This window comes from Polaribacter litorisediminis, assembly GCF_019968605.1.
GTDB classification, from domain to species: domain Bacteria; phylum Bacteroidota; class Bacteroidia; order Flavobacteriales; family Flavobacteriaceae; genus Polaribacter; species Polaribacter litorisediminis.
In genome coordinates, this window is record NZ_CP082966.1 from 612,740 (window position 1) to 630,777 (window position 18,038).

15 protein-coding genes and 2 pseudogenes are annotated in these 18,038 nt (G+C 29.6%); 14 read left to right on the forward strand and 3 right to left on the reverse strand.

All coding sequences use genetic code 11. The features are described from left to right. Positions 1 to 110 precede the first annotated feature (110 nt). Positions 111 to 401 (reverse strand): GIY-YIG nuclease family protein, encoded by a 291-nt coding sequence (locus tag K8354_RS02610; protein WP_223445173.1) that lies wholly within the window; start codon positions 399 to 401, stop codon positions 111 to 113. A 1,376-nt stretch (positions 402 to 1,777) separates the two neighbouring features. Here K8354_RS02610 and K8354_RS02615 point away from each other — a divergent pair. The 9 genes from K8354_RS02615 (at position 1,778) to K8354_RS02655 (ending at position 12,960) form a co-directional block, all read left to right on the forward strand. Beyond that, positions 1,778 to 2,137, forward strand: coding sequence for a hypothetical protein (locus K8354_RS02615; protein ID WP_223445174.1), 360 nt, complete (start codon positions 1,778 to 1,780; stop codon positions 2,135 to 2,137). A gap of 10 nt (positions 2,138 to 2,147) precedes the next feature. Next, on the forward strand, positions 2,148 to 3,383 hold the full coding sequence (locus K8354_RS02620; RefSeq protein ID WP_223445175.1) for a sensor histidine kinase: 1,236 nt from the start codon (positions 2,148 to 2,150) through the stop codon (positions 3,381 to 3,383). A gap of 7 nt (positions 3,384 to 3,390) precedes the next feature. Next, positions 3,391 to 4,959: a hybrid sensor histidine kinase/response regulator gene (locus tag K8354_RS02625; RefSeq protein ID WP_223445176.1), complete on the forward strand. Its 1,569-nt coding sequence runs from the start codon at positions 3,391 to 3,393 to the stop codon at positions 4,957 to 4,959. After that, on the forward strand, positions 4,960 to 6,060 hold the full coding sequence (locus K8354_RS02630) for an AMP-binding protein (protein WP_223445177.1): 1,101 nt from the start codon (positions 4,960 to 4,962) through the stop codon (positions 6,058 to 6,060). Further along, positions 6,060 to 7,628: an HAL/PAL/TAL family ammonia-lyase gene (locus K8354_RS02635; RefSeq protein ID WP_223445179.1), complete on the forward strand. Its 1,569-nt coding sequence runs from the start codon at positions 6,060 to 6,062 to the stop codon at positions 7,626 to 7,628. Before K8354_RS02630 ends, K8354_RS02635 begins: the two co-directional genes overlap by 1 nt. A 266-nt stretch (positions 7,629 to 7,894) precedes the next feature. Next, on the forward strand, positions 7,895 to 8,161 hold the full coding sequence (locus tag K8354_RS02640; protein ID WP_223445181.1) for a hypothetical protein: 267 nt from the start codon (positions 7,895 to 7,897) through the stop codon (positions 8,159 to 8,161). 154 nt (positions 8,162 to 8,315) lie between these two features. Then, a complete protein-coding gene (locus K8354_RS02645) occupies positions 8,316 to 10,274 on the forward strand; it encodes an AAA family ATPase (RefSeq protein ID WP_223445182.1) in 1,959 nt (652 codons plus the stop codon). Between the two features lie 341 nt (positions 10,275 to 10,615). Further along, the gene (locus K8354_RS02650; RefSeq protein WP_223445184.1) at positions 10,616 to 11,017 is read left to right on the forward strand and encodes a hypothetical protein; all 402 of its coding nucleotides are present in this window, start codon (positions 10,616 to 10,618) and stop codon (positions 11,015 to 11,017) included. Positions 11,018 to 11,382: 365 nt separating this feature from the next. Continuing rightward, positions 11,383 to 12,960: a protein NO VEIN domain-containing protein gene (locus tag K8354_RS02655; protein ID WP_223445186.1), complete on the forward strand. Its 1,578-nt coding sequence runs from the start codon at positions 11,383 to 11,385 to the stop codon at positions 12,958 to 12,960. Between the two features lie 51 nt (positions 12,961 to 13,011). Here the strand turns inward: K8354_RS02655 and K8354_RS02660 are convergent. Then, a pseudogene (locus tag K8354_RS02660) lies at positions 13,012 to 13,245 on the reverse strand (IS110 family transposase); the annotation flags it as partial. Between the two features lie 13 nt (positions 13,246 to 13,258). Between K8354_RS02660 and K8354_RS02665 the strand changes: the two are divergent. Then, positions 13,259 to 13,567: pseudogene (locus K8354_RS02665) on the forward strand (transposase); the annotation flags it as partial. A 138-nt stretch (positions 13,568 to 13,705) separates the two neighbouring features. Then, on the forward strand, positions 13,706 to 14,560 hold the full coding sequence (locus tag K8354_RS02670; RefSeq protein ID WP_223445187.1) for a DUF8840 domain-containing protein: 855 nt from the start codon (positions 13,706 to 13,708) through the stop codon (positions 14,558 to 14,560). Positions 14,561 to 14,733: 173 nt separating this feature from the next. Here K8354_RS02670 and K8354_RS18650 read toward each other — a convergent pair whose 3' ends face one another. Further along, positions 14,734 to 14,868: a hypothetical protein gene (locus tag K8354_RS18650; RefSeq protein WP_302850523.1), complete on the reverse strand. Its 135-nt coding sequence runs from the start codon at positions 14,866 to 14,868 to the stop codon at positions 14,734 to 14,736. Between the two features lie 808 nt (positions 14,869 to 15,676). On the opposite strand from K8354_RS18650, the gene K8354_RS02680 reads away from it, so the two are divergent. The 3 genes from K8354_RS02680 (at position 15,677) to K8354_RS02690 (ending at position 18,037) form a co-directional block, all read left to right on the forward strand. Then, a complete protein-coding gene (locus K8354_RS02680; protein WP_223445191.1) occupies positions 15,677 to 17,107 on the forward strand; it encodes a phage integrase SAM-like domain-containing protein in 1,431 nt (476 codons plus the stop codon). 360 nt (positions 17,108 to 17,467) lie between these two features. After that, entirely contained in the window at positions 17,468 to 17,758 is a 291-nt protein-coding gene (locus K8354_RS02685; protein ID WP_223445193.1) for a helix-turn-helix domain-containing protein, read from the forward strand. A 6-nt stretch (positions 17,759 to 17,764) separates the two neighbouring features. Further along, a complete protein-coding gene (locus K8354_RS02690) occupies positions 17,765 to 18,037 on the forward strand; it encodes a hypothetical protein (protein ID WP_223445195.1) in 273 nt (90 codons plus the stop codon). The last annotated feature ends 1 nt before the right edge of the window (position 18,038 follow it).

Genomic DNA, 18,038 nt, shown 5'->3' on the forward strand with positions numbered 1-18,038 from the left:
GAAAAATTGAAATCACTCGAACTGACAGGGTGTGTAATCAGTCTTAATAAACCTGTTGTCACTTCGAGTGAAATTTCTTTTTCAGAAATTTTGTATCGAGAAGCTTTTACCTATTTAAACTTCTTCTTTGCTAAATTTGGGAGTTTTTCATACGCATCATTAATTAATGCCTCCTTTTTTGCTTTTGACCATTTTTTTATTTGTTTTTCCGTATCAATTGCAAACCCTACATCAGAAAACTCTGCATAGAACATCAACTCTAAAGGTCTTCTTTTGTAAGTGTAACTATCTTTATGTTTTCCTTGTTGATGCTCAAAAAATCGTTTTTCAAGATTTGATGTAAAACCTGTATAATATGTTTTATCAGAACATTTTAGAATATAAACGTAGTAGATTTTCATAATTTTATTTCAATGAGTTGTCGATACAATTTCCATGAGTTCTTGATACAATTTCAACGAGTTCTCGATACAATTTGAATGAAAAATTGAAATCACTCGAACTGACAGGGTGTGTAATCAGTCTTAATAAACCTATTGTCACTTCGAGTGAAATTTCTTTTTCAGAAATTTTGTATCGAGAAGCTTTTAATTTCTATTTACTTCTTTACTTCTAAAATGTTCTCAATACAATTTCAACAAGTTCTCGATACAATTTCAATGAAAAATTGAAATCACTCGAACTGACATCTGGATTTACTTTAAAAATCAGAATCTAAAACCTAAATACTTTTGTTTTTAGAAGGAATTTAAAAGATTGCAATCATACCTCTGTCGTAATGATGTTTAGGTTTTTTTGACGTTCCAAGCCTAGCACTGTTATTAAAAGAAAGGGTAATTAAACTCTAAACTCGACCTATTTTATTTTTCGTAGGAATTCAAAAGAGATGCAACGGCTAAGTGTCCAAAGCTTGTCCTCAACTTGATTGGGGAACTCAATAATAAGTCTGGACACGATAGTGAAATCACTTGTAGAATTCAAGAAAAATAAAAGTAAGTCTTGACTTTTTGTTACTTTTTGGTCAAGCAAAAAGTAAAAACATAAAAAAAGAACGCTATGTCTTAGTGTATAACAGAGCAATCAATTTAAAGAACTTTTTTGATGAATATGAAATTGCTGCCCGTATTTCCCTTCAATAAATTAGAAAATTAAACTCCAATTTTCGACCTACCATTGACGTTTTTATTAAATAATTGTTTTTCAGTGATTTAAAGGTCGGTTAAAGTTACTTGTATTTATACGATTATTTTGCAATTCAGTATATTTAAAACCAATTTACGTCATCTTCTACGCTTGTAAAAATTTTTTTCTTGGATCTCGAACTGATAACCAATGTGGTATTCAGTAATTGATGTCATTTTAGACATAGAATGTCATAGTAAATTGTTTCTTTTTTTTTCTTTTTTTAATTATTAGGAATCAAAAAATAATTCAATGTAATTACAAAGCATCATAGCGCTTAAATTGTGTAACATCTAGTTTTATTTTTCTTTTTAATGAATCGAAAAAACTTGTAAAATCAGTATTGATTGTAACAGATTTTTAACGAACTTCATAGAGATCGATGCTGTTTTTTAGGTCTCTTATTTTTATGTTTTTCATCAATTATTTTTGAATCAAATGTTTCAAATTAATAAATTATAAAATTTTCTTACTGGTTCACAATTTTGTTTTGGTCTAAAAGAGCTATTGAAAATAAATATATGTTTGTCTGTACTAATAAAAAATTGTAATTTTATGTAATCAATCAATCAATCAATCAATCAATTATTTTAATATGAATTTTAACGTAGATCAAGCCTTTCAGGCATTAGAATCCATGGATCAAGAAGCTATGGATCAGTTAGATTTTGGGGTCGTCCGAATGGATCACAAAAATAAAATTAAGGCTTATAATCGTTACGAATTAGATTTATCTGGAAATCAATTAAAGGACGTTATAGACAAGGATTTTTTTAAACAAGTAGCGCCTTGCACCAATAACTTTATGGTAGCTGAAAAATTTCAGTTAGATGAAGTTTTAGATGAAAAGTTAGATTATGTGTTTACATATCGAATGCAACCAACCAAAGTTCAATTAAGATTATTGCACAATCCTAATGAAGAATTTCAATATTTATTGGTTAAAAAGTCTTGAGGTATAGCCTATGCGAAATCAAAATGAACAAGAAATTTACGACTTAGTTGAATTTCTAAATCAATGTCCGTTAGGTATTATAAAAGCCGACCATAAGGGGCAAATAGTCATGCAAAACGCTATGGCTAGTCAAATTTTAATGCCGTTTTGTTTGTTTAAAGGATGCTCTAATATAGACATTTTTGCAATCCTAAAAGAAATGAAACCCGAATGGTTGCATCGAATTAAGGATTTTAAAGATAGTTTTGGTGATATTATCAATAATGAAAGAGTGGCGATAAATTTTCCTAACCAAAAGGATGCAGTTTATTTAAATTTTAATGTAATTCGTATTAATGAGACGACATACCAATATGCTTTTAATGATATAAGCGCTAGGGTAAAAACAGAGGAAGAATTGAATTCTTTATCTAAAGAAAAGGCCATAGAATCTGGGAAACTCGAGATGGCTGTTGGGGTATTGCATGACATTGGTAATGCCGCTACTGCTTTTGGTACTGATGTTGCTCGCCTGCAAAATAAATTAGAAGGAAAAGAGAAAGATGAACTATTAAAGTTAGAAGGACTTTTTGAAAAGCAAAGTAAATCATTAGATGCAGCCCTAGGAGCTGGAAAAGGTGCTGCGCTAAAAAATTTCATTTCCGTGTTGCGTAAAAGTTTGATACATCGTGAAACAGAAAGTTCAGAGTTGGTTAAAAAACTTTATTTTACAACAAGTCATATTCAGGAAATTCTAAATATCCAGCGAAGCTATGTAAAAGGAAAAACAAAGGGAGAGCGAGCGCCCTTTAAATTAAGCTCAATTATAGATGATGCTCTTCGGATTCAAGAGCGAGGTCTCCTTAAAAGAGATGTTAAAATTACCAAGTACATTCCTCTTGATACACCTCCTATTAAAGGAGATAAAACAAAACTTGTTCAAGTATTAATTAATGCATTTAAAAATTGTGCGGAAGCTTTTGATGAGGTTAAAGATCATCGAGAAAAAAAATTACATATTGAGTTACGTACTGAAAGTAGCAACCATATGGTAGTATTGTTAATAAAAGATAATGCAAATGGTTTTGACCCTAATCTTTCTGAGGAACTGTTAGAAAAAGGAAATTCTCATAAAAAAACAGGAACAGGATTCGGGCTTTATAATAGCAAGCAAATTATAGAAACACATCAAGGCGCTATAAGCATTACAAGTAAAGGCATTGGCACTGGTGCCGAATTTTTAATCAAACTACCTTACATAAACTAAAAGACACATGAGTCATAAAAACCGATTATTAATCATAGATGATGAAGAAATAGTAAGAGATAGTATAAGAGAAATTTTATCTCCCCAAAAAGAAGAACTTTTTTCTGTTGAACTCGGAGAGGCTTCTGCTGATCTTTTTGGAGAAACTCAAGAAGTGGTAGAGCGAAATCCTTCAAGCTTACGGTCTGAATTTTACATTACGGAGGCTAAAAATGGTGAAGAAGGACTTCAAAAAGTAAAAGAGAGCCTAGAACAAGGAGCGCCATTTAATGTTATTTTTATTGATATGAGAATGCCAGGTTGGGATGGATTAACTACCTGCGTTGAAATTAGAAAACTAGATTCTAAAGCACAGATTCATTTCATTACTGCTTATACCGATAGAAGCATTGACGAGATCATTAGTAAGGCAGGAGGGGATGTTGGATATTTAAGCAAACCTTTTATTCCTGAAGAAATTATTCAGTTAGCCTCTAAAAGTCTTCACGATTGGGCTAGGCTAAATAGTCTCGAAAAATTATTAAAAATTATAGGAGAAATAGGTTTAGGCACCACACAATTAAAAACGTTACTTACAAATATACTGCATCAAATAGCGGATTATATAGGAGCCGACTATGCTGTTTTAGGAAAGTTAAATAAAGATGTATTTGAAGAAATTTCTGCGATGGGTGTTGGGAAACACAGCATTCGAATAGATCTATTGTCTGAGAAGGTAGATTTGAAGTCTATAAATGACATTACATATACTGAAGGTGTTTTAATTTGTCCTTTAGAACAATATTTTATTCTAACAGTGCCGTCAAAACCAGAGTTATTTAATCAAGAGAAGGTTTATTTATTGCGTCTGTTTGTAGAAAATGCCGTCAGAGCAATTCATAACTCAGAGTTAAGTGAGGAGTTGTTAAAACGTGAAAAGCTATCTGCCGTGGGGCAAGCTATTAGTATGGTAATGCATGATATTAGAAACCCAATAGGCAGTCTTACGGGCATTGCTCATTTAATTAAAAGGGATCCAGGTAACAAAGATCAAAATGAACAGCTAGCTGATTTTATTACGGTTTCTACAAAAAATGCATTGAACATTATTTCCGATGTTTTAGATTTTACAAAAAATGCCTCCATCCAAAAAGATCATGTAAATTTAAATGAATGGTTAAAATTAAGCGTTGCACAAGTTGTGATGCCAGAGGGATTTGAAGCTGAAAATATTATAATATCAGGAATTGAAAACGCAGCGATTGCAATAGATGTTAAAAAAATGGATCGAGTTTTAATAAACTTAGTCAATAATGCAATCGAGGCCTTGATTGAAAGTAAAACAGCATCTCCTGAGGTACACATTATATGTGAAGAAAATTCTGAAAAACTTATTTTGAAAATTAAGGATAATGGACCAGGAATTCCAGAAGAAATTAAAGCAAAGTTATTTGATGCTTTTGTAACAAAAAATAAGGCAAACGGTACAGGGTTGGGCTTAGCAATTGTAAAACAAATTATTGATGCTCATAAAGGATACATTAAAGTGAATGAACCTGAAATTGGTTCAGAATTTGAAATTGGTCTGCCAAAATAAATGGAAGAAATACTTGATTTTAGTAGATTAGAAATACTAGTCAATGAGGTGTTTTGGAAAACGATACCAAGTAGTCGAAATGTCGCATTTAAAGGTAATTTAGCAAATGATTTAGGGATTGATTCTCTAGATGCTTTAGATTTAGCATCAGAATTTCACTTTAGATTTGACATGCTATCGGGTGCTAAAGAAGCCTACCTTTTGCAGTATAAAACTGCAGAACTTTGGATGGAGCAAATATATATGGCCGCAAATGACCCAACGAAAAGATTTGGCTTTTTTTCTTCAGGTAGTATGGGTAAACCAAAAGAAATCTGGCACTCTAAAGAAATGCTTCTTAAAGAAAGAGATTTTTGGCTTGAATTTACTGGTGCGAAAGGCGTTATCTGTTTGGCGCCTGTAATACATATCTACGGATTTATTTGGGGTTTACTAATAGGCTCAAAATTAAAGCGTGCACAATTCTTAAAAATAAACCAATGGCACCAATTAGCGGAACGTGCCGATGCTGGTGATCTAATTATTGGGCATCCTTCGGCTTGGCAGCAAATTAGGGCACCATTTCCTCATCGATTAGCACTTAGTTCAACGGCTCCCATAGAAAGGGAGCTAACAGATCAATTACAAAAAGAAGGAGTAAAAGGTTTGAATGTGTATGGCAGTACCGAAACTGGTGCGATTGCTTGGCAAGCTTGGGGTGAAGATTATTTTCAATTATTACCTTATTGGAAGAGGAATAAAAAAGGATTCACGCGCAGTAGTCTAGATTTCGAGATTCCAGACCAATTAAAATGGATCAATGAGAAACAGTTTCAAATTATCGGAAGAAAGGATGCAGTAATTCAAATTGGCGGTCAAAATGTCTCTTTAGCTGAGGTGCGCAATCAATTAAAAAAAATATCAGGAGTGCAAGAAGTTTGGGTACAACCATTTTATGGTAATTTGGGATTGCGCCTTTATAGTTACTTTCAGTTAAAACCAGCGCTAGAAAAAGATGAATTCGAAAGAAATTTACCGAATGCGCTTAAAAAATTGCCAACAATACTAAGACCTCGAAAATGGGATATTAGTCATGCTCCTATGAATAAATTAAAGATATAATGCAACACCGAGATCTTGATATTTTAGTTTCAAAAACTTGGACAAATGAGGATTTTATAGCTGTAGGTCGTCAAAGAAAAAAACCTGTAGTTACAACTTCAAATATAGAAAAAGTAGCTGCTGCGCATAAAACGCTTCAAGAGCTTTTGCAAAAAGGACATTGGATTTACGGAGTAAGTAGCGGCTTTGGGCCATTAGCAAATGAAGATGCTTCTAAAAACACACAAAGACAAGAACGCCTAATTTATCATTTAGCTACAGGTGTGGGGCCAAAATTAGGAATAGAAATTACTCGAATGATTTTTGCCTTGCGTTTAAAGCAATTAGCCCAAGGATATTCAGGGATAAACCCTAAAAGCTTTCAAACCTTATACGATGCTTTTCTTAAAGATTTTTTACCAGAAATTCCAGCTTTAGGCTCTGTTGGGGCAAGTGGAGATTTAACTCCATTAGCGCATTTAGCGTTGGGTTTAAGTGGCAAAACTAACTTTTATTGGAAACGAAAAAAATACGCTGCTTCAGATTTTTATAAAATTAAACCTATTTCGGTTGTAAAATGGTCAGATAAGGATGCACTCGCTTTTGTAAATGGCACTGCTGCTATGACGGCCATAGCCTCTATGAATTTATATGAAACCAACATTTTATTCCGATTAAGTTGTCAGTTAGCCTTTTCATACGGTGAGTGTCTTGGAGCGTATTCAGAAGCTTGGCATCCAAAATTAGCAGACTTACATCCACAAGTAGGGCATAAAGAACTCGCCAAATGGCTTTTTCACCAAAGTGTTGAGGGATGGTTTCAAAAAGGTCCAAAAGAACTTGACGCTGGTTTTAATGGCAAATGGCCACAAGATCCCTATTCTATTCGTTGTGTACCTCAGTTATTGGGAGCTGTAAAAGATCAATTAAAACAAATAGAAGATTGTTTGCAAATTGAAATAAATAGTGTGAGCGACAATCCTAATTTTTTCAGTGATGAAAAAACTGTGCTTCATGGCGGAAATTTTAATGGACAACATGTGTCCTTTTCATCAGACCAGTTAAACTTACAAATAGCTTACTTGGGTGTTTATGCTGAAAAACGTATCAGCACGCTGTGTGATTCAAAACTTAATTTGGGATTATCTCCTTTTTTAAAGTCTGGTAGTGCGGGAGAAAATAGTGGATTTATGGGGGCTCAAGTAACGGCTACAGCATTATGTGCAGAATTAAAAAGCCTATATAAACCGTTAAGTCTCGAAACTTTAAGCACTAATGGACAAAACCAAGATATGGTTAGTATGGGAACCGCATCCGCATGGCGAGGACAACAAATGTTGACCATTTTAAAAGCCTTGATTAGTATTGAAACCATGGTAAACACAGAAGCTCTTAGACACCGCAAGGCTCAACTAGAAAGCGAACCTTCAAAACAAAGTAAAGATTGGTTAGATTATTTCTCTCCAAATTTCTCCCCGCTTACACAAGATCGTCCGTTGGGTTCAGAAATTGAGTCATTATCGGAAAGATTAATTGATATCGCTGAGCAATTTAAATTACTTCCTTTTAGGGATTTAAAAAGTAAGTGATAGAGGTGAATTTTAAAAGTTAATTTTTCTGTGAAACTATAAGATTGGTTTTAAGAATTTTGAAAGAGGTTTACTTCTATTTTACAAAACTCAATCGTTTTTGAAAATTTATAAATAGAGGCTGGATTTGAGCGTGGCGTTTATCAATCTATAAAAATGTTAGCTCAATGGCGATTGAATGATATAATTATGAAAAAAAAACCTTGTATTACGGAAATACGTAAAATTCTTTAAAACATTGATTGTAAGTTTGTGTAAAAAAACTTATGATAGAAGATGCGATAGCACAAATCACTGGAATTATGAATATTTTTCCTAATATTAAAGAAATTAAAATAACAAGTAAAGACTGTATTACTATTTTCTGGGATGATCAAGAACTACAAGCTAAAACCTTTACAGACTCTATTGATTTATTGGAGTGGTGTCAAATAAACCTAAAATCTAACCTTGATGATGTAAGACCTAAGAGTATTATAAAAGCCTTTTTTAACCGTTTTAAAAAAAATAGAAACATACTAGATATAGAATAAAAAATGAGATTATGAAATATAGATTGACAAGAATAAATATAAAAAGCTCTTTGGATAGGTTACTGGAAAAGGCTAAATTTAAACCTTAGAACATATATTTGATATATCAACAATGTTTGTGCACAATTGTTGTGCCTAATTATAAAAAAACTGAATGATAACATCAATATTTTTACGACATTTTAAAATTTATAAAGGAATTACTTTCATTCCTATTTCTGAAGGAGTTGGATTTTCTAGTTTAATTGGTGAAAATGGTGTCGGAAAAAGTTCTGTTTTAGAAGCAATTGATTGTGTTTTAAATCAAAAAAATAACAATTGGCCAATAAATAACGAAGCTAAAAATGAAGGTGTTGGTGGAGATAACTTTCCATATATAGCTCCAGTTTTCTTAATTAAAAAAGAAAAATTAAGAAACACAAAATTAGCTGACCAAGAACTATTTCAAAAAGCTGAAAAATTATCCAATTTTATTTGGAACAAAAATCTTAAAGCTCCGACAAAAAGTTCATCTGCATTTAATGAGCATATAGGTGAATTAAAAAAGTCATATAAAAAAGACGATTATTTCATACTTATTGTTGGTAAAAAACACAATGATAATTCTATATATTTTGGTGGCTATCAAAACTATCTAGACTTTATCGGAGAAAAACCCTTAGTAAAACCCTCTGAAAAAGAAATACAAGAGTATTTTAAAGGTTTTTATGATTACATCATCTCACATTATTCTTACTTATATATTCCCGTAGAAACTGATGTTTTTACCTATACAAAATTAGAAACTGTAGAAATGCAGAAACTAATGGATAAAAACATTCAAGATGAAATCATTAAAGCAATTAAACCAGGAACATTAAAACAAATTAATAAAGATTTAAATTTTTTCGTTAAAGATGTTGAAAGTATATTAGAGGAATATGAGTATAAAGGCTATCATAAGAACAGCTTAACAATGCCTGATTTAGTTTCTAAAATAATTGAAGCATACTTTTCAATTAAAGTTTTAAATAAAAAGCCAAAAAATGCTTCTAAACTGATACCTGTCAGTGAATTAAGTTCAGGAGAAAAAAGAAAAGCACTTATAGATGTCGCATACTCATTTCTCTTAAAAAACAAAAACACAAATTCAAATATAATTCTAGCAGTAGATGAGCCAGAAGCTTCGTTACATATTTCTGCTTGTTACGACCAATTTGAAAAACTTTTTAGTTTAACAAAAAATAAACATCAAATAATTATATCTACTCATTGGTATGGATTTCTTCCGATTGTATTAAATGGTAGTGCAACTTCAATACGTAAGAAATCATCAAATGAAAACTCTGCCGATTTTTTTAATCTTTATAATTATAGAGAAACAATCACGCAAGCAAGAAAAAAAGCTAAGGGAAAATTACCCATTGACTATAATATAAAAAGCTATAATGATTTAGTTCAATCTATTTTATTTTCAATTTTAAAAGATGAACCTTATAACTGGATAGTTTGTGAAGGTCTTTCAGAAAAAATATATTTTGAAATTATGTTCAAAAATGAAATTGAAAATAATAAATTAAGAATACTTCCTTTAGGTTCTTTTAAAGAAGTTCGAAAATTATATAATAATTTATTATCTCCAATTAAAGACCCAGATTATACTATAAAGGGAAAAGTAATTTGTCTTATTGATACAGATTCTGAAAGGGTTGAAGTTGATTATGAAAACAATAATAAAAATCTGTTTTTTTATAGACTATGGAACAATAAAAAAGAGAATTTAAAAACAGAGCTTATAGATGTAAATAGAAACTCAATGAATCCTCCAACGGAAATTGAAGATTGTTTGAGTCCATACGTTTATAAACAAACACTAATTGAATTTACAGAAGAATATGAGAGTATTAAAAACATTATAAGTAACTGTGAAGTTAGAGATAATGCAACTAACTCCTATTCTACTTTTGATTTAAGAGATAGCGAAAAAGACGACATTAAAGACTTTTTCGATGACAACCAAGGTTATAATAAAATAAGATTTGCGGAAAAATATATTGAAATTTTGCAAAAACCATTATTTAAAGAAGAAACTGAAATGGAATGGATTACAAAAATAAAGAAGTTAATAAACTAGGCACAACAACGGTAAACCTTGCACAACCATCTAAAAAGTCGAAAACTCATCTTTTTAAAGCCGTTTTTTAAGGGCTTTTTAAATTTTTATAAAGGGCATTATTTAGTCCTAAATTTTAGTTTTATAATGTGTTGAATTAATTAAAAAATGTCACTAAATTAATATACTGCTATTTTTTTATAAAGATTATTTAGAATTTAATAAGAAGTTTTTTTAACTTTGGAAGAGGTCGCTGAGTGAAAATAAAAATTGCTAATTTTTTGAAATTTTCATTGCCATAAACAAATAGAATCCAAATGGACAGTAATTTTTATTATGAAAATATGCAAAAACTTTTGTTTATGGTAAAAGAGTTACATAAATGTGGTTATGGTAATTTAAGAGTAATTCCATCAATTTCACCTAATGGATTAGCTTGGCGTTGCGAATTTATTGACCAAAAAAAGCAAAATGATTTTATAGCTTCTACATGGATTGAATCTAAAATGGTAGAGAATTATAAAGTAGAAATGAAATTATCACCACAAGAATTGGCTGATTTATTTATTAAGGAAAACATCAACTTTCTTGAACACTGCAAGGAAAAAAACGAGGAATATGAACATTGGTATGGGCAAATGGTTGACAGTTTAACTGAAAAGGAACTACCTTATGCATTTGACTATGGTGAATATTTTTATCCTACAGATTATTGGTTAACAACAAAAAATAAAAAAATAGTTAAATTACTAAATGGAAATTGAAATTAATTTAACTAGAACTAAAAAATAACGAAAGTCCAAAACTAGAAACCGTTTGACAATCCTCTAAAAAGTTGAAATAAAATCTTGGGCTTTTTAATTTTATAACTGCTATTTTTCTGAATGTAAAATGGCTTACAATGAATAATAATAATAATAATAATAATAATAATAATAATAATAATAATAATTAGGGCTTTGATAATGTGGTACACGCTTAGAGAGCTGCAATAAATTTATACAACGAAATAAGGTTACACTTATCTTTAGATTATAAAACACCTAATATGGTATATTTAGAACCAGCGTAAATCAATTTTAACCTATAGCCATATTTAAGGACTAGACATAAAAAAAATCTACAAACTATGATTGAAATAGATAAAAATACATTTGATATTGTTAATTTAGGGTTCAATAAATTATTGCCTGAAAAGAAAAATGATATAATAGCTGATTTTAAAAATCATCCTTTAGCAATAAAACACGAAAATTATAAATATGAAATACTAGAAGATGCAAAAAATCAATTATTATTGAAAACTTGGAAAGAAAATGATATTGGTTCTGGGAGAATTTTAGGGAATATAAAAAATGCAATAAATGTAAAATCAAATAATTTAATAGATTGGAGAAAAAAAGATGATTTTAAGAAATTAAAAGCAAATAGAGAAAATGAAAAATTTCTTTTTGACTTCTTTAAATCTAAAATTCAAGATGAAATTGCATTTAAAAATTTCATTGAAATTGGATTTTCATATCAATTGATTGCATATATTTTTTTCATAAAAAATCATCAAAAATATATGCCTATTTCGCAAGAAAAATTTGACGAAATATTTAGTTCTATAAATATAGGTTTTAAAACAAGTCATAATTGTTCTTGGGAAAACTATTTAGATTACAATTTAATAATAAAATCCTTTAAAAAACAACTATCAACAAAACACCAAATAGTTTCTCTGCTGGACGCTCATTCTTTTTTATGGATTTATGGTCTTCAACTAGAAGAATTAATAAAAAAAATCAAGGATATAAAAGAAACTGAAGGAGAAACACTTGAAAAGCATTTTAAAAGCTACTTTAATGACTCAAATTTTAAATTAACTACAAAAAAATATAATGATAAAGTAAGTACCAAATTTGAATTACAGTCAGAAAAAATAAGAAGTAGATTTCAACTTTCAAAAAAAGTAAAAAATATATTTTCATTTATAACTGGAGATTCTCATTTGTTATTTTATTTTAGAATTGATAGGGAAAAATTCATCACTAAAGAAATAGAAGAAAAATTTAAGAATCAAATTAATCCAAAGACTGATGGTGAAACAACAATAACTTTGAGAGACACAGAAGAAATCGATGAGTTATTTAAACTATTATTTATTAACGTTATATATCTAGAAAATAAGAAAAAAGTAGTTCTTAGTCAAGGAGAAACTACTGAAAGCTCAAAACAGCTGTCAGATGAATTAAAGATATATCATCCTAAAAAAAATATTGATATAGATTCACTTGATGATTCAAAAATAGGGATAGACTATATTGAAATTCATCGAAAACAATTGGAAATTGGAGATTTAGCAGAAAAAATTGTTTTAAAAAGTGAGATAGATTTTTTAAAGCCTAATTTTCCTAAACTTGCTGAAAAAGTGCGACTTGTTTCAAACGATTCACATCTTGGTTGTGATGTATTATCATTTGAAACAGGTGGGGAACAAAAACAAATTGAAGTAAAAGCTATTTCTACAAGTAATAATTCAAAGAGTTTTATTATTACACAAAACGAATTATCAAAATCAAAAACATATTCAAATTATTATGTTTATTGTGTAACTAAAGTAAATTCTGAAAAACCAGAAATATTAAGAATTAAAAATCCAGATTTTGAAAAAAATGATGAATTTTTAATAAAACCATTAACATATAAAATAACATTTGAATAAAAACAACGAAAGCCCAATAAAGTACTGTGGTGAAAAATAAGTAAAATCTCATTAATTTTTTACTAAAGCACTTCTATAGGTATAATCATATATCAATCCTGATTTAGCTATTGCTAAAGCTTGTTTTAATAGTTTATTGCAAACCGCTATTAGTGCTAATTTTTTACTCTTTGCTTTGGCCACTATTCGTTCATAAATTTCCCTACAGGCTTTGTTATATTTAAAAGCATTAAAGCTGCACATAAATAATAAATTACGAAGCTTTTGATTTCCTAATTTAATTATTGGGGGCTAAAATAATAAAAACGCAAAAATAACCACAGATAAGTGGAGAGGTTATCGTCCTTTAATTGAAGAGTATAATATTACTCAAATAGAAAGTAATCAAGGAAAGAATTTTATGGCAATACACACTATGATTCATCCGGTAAAATCATGGATAAGAACTGCCTATTCATCAGTAAGCGATTTTAACATCGAAAGATATCTTGATGAGTTTTGTTATCGAATTAATCGCTCAAATAGCAAAAAGAACATTTTTAATAATTTGATAATAAGAATGGTGAAAGCTGAAAAAATATATCAAAGTAAAATTATATGTTCCTAACTACTGACCTCAAATTTTATAATTTACAGCATAAAAAAGGAGTTTAATTCATTTTTTTTTTGAGTAAAATGACCATTAATACAACTTATTTCCATATTTATATCTACAAACAAAGGAGTTTCAAAAAGACAACAAAATATGAGTAAATACGGAGACATACAATACCTAATAGATAGACCTGAGCCAACTGAAATATTTTTGAAGGCCATACAAAAAACAGGCTTTCAATTACAAGAACAGTTTAAAGCTTTTAATAAAGAACAGGTTGATTCAAGTTTTGATGGTTTTAAATGGGTAAAGTCAGAATTAACCTATCCATCATTTGACAACTTATCGTTTTCATTTAAAAGTTCAATTTATTCAGTTGTTATTGAGCTTATAGATGAAACAGGGAGTTCTTTTAGTTTTAAACAAAGGGAAAGATTGTTAAAAGCATGTGATGACAACAATTTAATTCCTTGTCTGTTCAAAATCAAACTGCAAGAAAAATCAAAAAATCTTATAGATTTTATGGCATCCACTAATGTTGAAGAACCATATGAATTGCTTCCATTACAAAATGGTTGGAATTTATTTGATGCAAGAAACAATGAAAAAATTAATCCTTTGACATTATCTTCTGAGGAACCTACGGAGATGTCAAAATGGGAGTTAAGCAATTTTGCTATACAAATAGTTCGAACCGACATTGAAAATAATGGAAATGAAGTTCTTTCATTTTGTGACCTTCCAGACATGAACCCCCAAATTTGGTTCAAGGATAAAAAAGGAAATTTAGGGTGGGTAGTGGTAAAACATATAACCGAAGAAAATGATTTGGATTACAGGAAATGGGTTGGACTTGAAAAAAATAACGAACAACTTTTACCATATGATGGATATTATGCGGCTGTTCAGTTCCATTCTTTGAACACTGATTCAATGGCTAATTTAAATCGAGGTGATGCTTTTGCTGTGAACTACAAAGGACTTGAGCGAATTTATGTATGCTAAACTAAATTCATTTTGAATTCAAAAGGCCAATTTACTAAAACGAATCGATGTTCATCGAAAGTAAATTCTACTTTTCGTACCTATTAATTGGTTCACTTAGTAATAAGCTTAATATAAAAAAATTAATTTTGTAACTGCTTAAATAACCATTTTCAAAATATAAATAAGTACAATCATAAAACCCATCGCTCATGAGCACCCGAAGTACCAACTGACCTATTTTTATTTTTTAGATAATCTCTTTCTTTACTTATACCAATCCATATAGAGCCTTCTTTAGGTTTTGTATTTACTTTTGCACCAAACATTTTTAAATAGTTACTCTCTTATTTAGGTTATTTTTTTTCTCAACTATAACTTGTTACTCAATCTTTAAAATTCTTAGATTTTCTTCTTCTTGTTTTTTTGTCGAAATTATTTATTTAAAAAAAAACAAAAAAAAAGTTGTTTTTTAGAGATGAAATGGGCTAACTTGTAATCAGAACGATATAAGGATTAATTGGTTGGGTGGATTTACTCTATAATTTGTGTGTCGATGTGCGGGCAACAACGCTTAAAATAATATTTGGCAGTTTTTTATTTTAAAAAAACAAAAGATACCTGTTGATGTATAAAAGTCCACGAAGCTTAAAAAATATATATTATGGAAGGTCTACTTAACAGTAGCCAAGTCAGAAAATTGCTCGGAATTAAAAGCGATACAACTTTAATAAAATACGAAAGAGAAGGGATTATTAAAGTAACAAGAAGATTTGGTAACCAAAAAAGGTATAGTGCTAAACATATAAAGGCACTATTAAATTAATAAAAATGAGGGGACACTATTTGTTTCCTCTTTTTTTATGCTTAATAAAAACGCTGTAAAAAACACAGTGCAATAAAAAACCCTCAGTAATCAATTGATTATTAAGGGTTTAATAAAATTTGAGTGGTACCTCCAGGAATCGAAATATTAAGACGTTTTAAATTACATTACACTTATAAAAGCATTGTTTATAAAGGGTTTGTGTTGATTGGATGTTTAAAATAATGTAATAAGATGTAATAAGATTTAAAATTATGGGTACAAATATGGGTACATTTTTTTATCTTTGCTTTGTTCAAATTTCAAAAAACATGGCAACAATTAATTTTTATTACAGGGGAAAAAATAAAACAGGTAGTTTAACAGTAAGATTAAAGCATAGTACAAATATTGATTATAGGCTTACAACAAAAATATCTTCTCAAAAATCTTATTGGTTTAAGGCAAAAGGTAAGCATAGAAAATTAGAAGAACTTTCTTATTTAGGTGGTGATGCTAAAAACCACAAAACCTATTTAGAAGATGTAAAAAATAATTTGTTGCTACATTTTGAACAGGACAATAATAAAGGAATCGCAATATCAAAAACTTGGTTTTCTAAAAAGTTAGATGAACTTACAAACATACTTTCAAGTAAAAAGGAAATAGTAAAAGAAGAACTCAGACTTTTAGACAAAGAAAAAGAAGAAAAAAAAGAAGCCGAAGATATTAAAAGCAAAAATTTAGTAACCTCAGCAATAAATGAAGTAATAGAAAAAGAGTATTTTAATAATAAAACTCAAAAGAAAATCTACAAACAATTACTTAATAAAATTAAAAGCTACCAAGCAGACAAAAAGAAAATTGTTAACACAAAAGATGTAAACCAAAATTTTATAAATGGCTTTACAGCCTATTTAATGGAGGATTTAAAGCATCAACCCAGTACAGCAAGAAAGCACTGTAAAAGTTTAATACACGCCGTTAAATATCAAAAAAATGCTTATTCAGATAAAGTTTTAATATCTGAAAATATAAGAGATATTAAATATCCTAAGGTAAGCACAACCGACAAAAAGAAAATACGATCTGAAATTGTTGTAACCCTTAATTTTGATGAACTAGAAAAAATACATAGAAAAGAAGTACCAAACAGACTTTTAAATGCAAAGAAAGTTATTTTATTTGGGTGTGAAATAGGTTTGCGTGTTTCAGATTACAATAAACTAACTGAAGATAATATTCATAAAACTGGCAGTTTAAAGTTTTGGAGTTTTTACAATCAAAAAACAGGTGCTGATGTTGTAATTCCAATAACTAAAAGAATACAATCTCTAATTGACATTTACGGAATGCCAAAAACAGAATACAGTAAGTCCGCTGATGTTATAATAAACAAAGAAATAAAAGAAGTTTGTGCACTGGCAGAAATAAACCAACTTGTAGATGCAAGAAAAAGCAAAAGTGTAATTGTAAAAGGTAAAAAAGTTAGAAGATCTGTTTCAATGCAATACCCAAAACATGAAGTAATAGGGACCCACAGTTTAAGAAGATCCTTTGCAACTCTTTACAAAGATGTTCTTACTCTTTTTGAAATAAGACAAATAACAGGACACGCTTCAGATGCTCAGCTAATGGAATACATTAATGAAACCGAAGATAAAACAGATTTATTAAAAGCAATGAATAAGAAAATGAACGCTCATGAAGTTAAACTATCTGAAAAAAAAGCAACTTTAAAGCTAGTAAAAAAAGCAAATTAATATTTCTGTAAACTTTATCAAAAACGCTTCAAACCAAAGCTAAAAACCCAATTTTAGCGACGTCAATGAAATTGGTGGTTGTAGCGTTTTGTTAATTTTAATTATCTGATAATTAGTTATTTAAAAAAAAATCGTTTTCAGTGTAGAAAACTTATAAATCACCTCTTTGTTGAAAACTTCGGGGGTTTTGTGAATAGAATTGAAACTTAATTCTATTGAATACTATCTATCTTTGAAAAGAAGAGCAAACTACCAACTGACGCCGAATAGAATGCCCTTTTTGTAACTAGGAAATACAAAGATACATTTTTTTTTTGCGTCAGTTGATTTGCTAAATATTAATTTAACATATCAATAAAGATGCAAAAAAATGCACAAAGTATTCAGTTCGTACAAGTAACACCCGAACAACTACAACACGCAATTATTCAAGGCGTAAAACTTCAATTAGATAGTTTAAAAGAACATTTTCAACCCAAAGAGCCAAACACCTACTTAACAAGGTCAGATGTCGCAAAGATGCTTAAAATCGATTTGTCGAGCGTTCATAATTGGACAAAAAAAGGAACTTTAAAATCTTATCAAATTTCAGGGCGGGTTTACTACAAACTTGCAGAGGTTGAAAATTCTATTGTAGAACTTAAAAAATAAAGGGCTATGAAGAAAGGAAATCACAGCCCTAATGGACAAGGCAAAAATAATGATTTTAAAACTCAAACTAAAATCATATTTAACTATTTACTAGAACACACCGCTACCAATACAATGGCTAGTATAATTACTGGAGTACCGCAAAAAAATATTTGCCGTATAAAACGTAATTTAGAAAAAGAGGGTTTACTTCAAGAAGTAGAACGCAAACTTTGCAAGTTTACAGGTCATAGAGCTTCATATCTAACAACAAATAAAAAGCTATTTAAAAATAAATAGA

Bases quoted from the DNA above. Each gene is read 5' to 3' on its own strand.
- K8354_RS02620 (WP_223445175.1), top strand. From the start codon at position 2,148: ATGCGAAATCAAAATGAACAAGAAATTTACGACTTAGTTGAATTTCTA.
- K8354_RS02670 (WP_223445187.1), top strand. From the start codon at position 13,706: ATGAGTAAATACGGAGACATACAATACCTAATAGATAGACCTGAGCCA.
- K8354_RS02615 (WP_223445174.1), top strand. From the start codon at position 1,778: ATGAATTTTAACGTAGATCAAGCCTTTCAGGCATTAGAATCCATGGAT.
- K8354_RS02680 (WP_223445191.1), top strand. From the start codon at position 15,677: ATGGCAACAATTAATTTTTATTACAGGGGAAAAAATAAAACAGGTAGT.
- K8354_RS02645 (WP_223445182.1), top strand. From the start codon at position 8,316: ATGATAACATCAATATTTTTACGACATTTTAAAATTTATAAAGGAATT.
- K8354_RS02640 (WP_223445181.1), top strand. From the start codon at position 7,895: ATGATAGAAGATGCGATAGCACAAATCACTGGAATTATGAATATTTTT.
- K8354_RS02625 (WP_223445176.1), top strand. From the start codon at position 3,391: ATGAGTCATAAAAACCGATTATTAATCATAGATGATGAAGAAATAGTA.
- K8354_RS02650 (WP_223445184.1), top strand. From the start codon at position 10,616: ATGGTAAAAGAGTTACATAAATGTGGTTATGGTAATTTAAGAGTAATT.
- K8354_RS18650 (WP_302850523.1), bottom strand. From the start codon at position 14,868: ATGTTTGGTGCAAAAGTAAATACAAAACCTAAAGAAGGCTCTATATGG.
- K8354_RS02655 (WP_223445186.1), top strand. From the start codon at position 11,383: ATGATTGAAATAGATAAAAATACATTTGATATTGTTAATTTAGGGTTC.
- K8354_RS02630 (WP_223445177.1), top strand. From the start codon at position 4,960: ATGGAAGAAATACTTGATTTTAGTAGATTAGAAATACTAGTCAATGAG.
- K8354_RS02635 (WP_223445179.1), top strand. From the start codon at position 6,060: ATGCAACACCGAGATCTTGATATTTTAGTTTCAAAAACTTGGACAAAT.
- K8354_RS02685 (WP_223445193.1), top strand. From the start codon at position 17,468: ATGCAAAAAAATGCACAAAGTATTCAGTTCGTACAAGTAACACCCGAA.
- K8354_RS02610 (WP_223445173.1), bottom strand. From the start codon at position 401: ATGAAAATCTACTACGTTTATATTCTAAAATGTTCTGATAAAACATAT.
- K8354_RS02690 (WP_223445195.1), top strand. From the start codon at position 17,765: ATGAAGAAAGGAAATCACAGCCCTAATGGACAAGGCAAAAATAATGAT.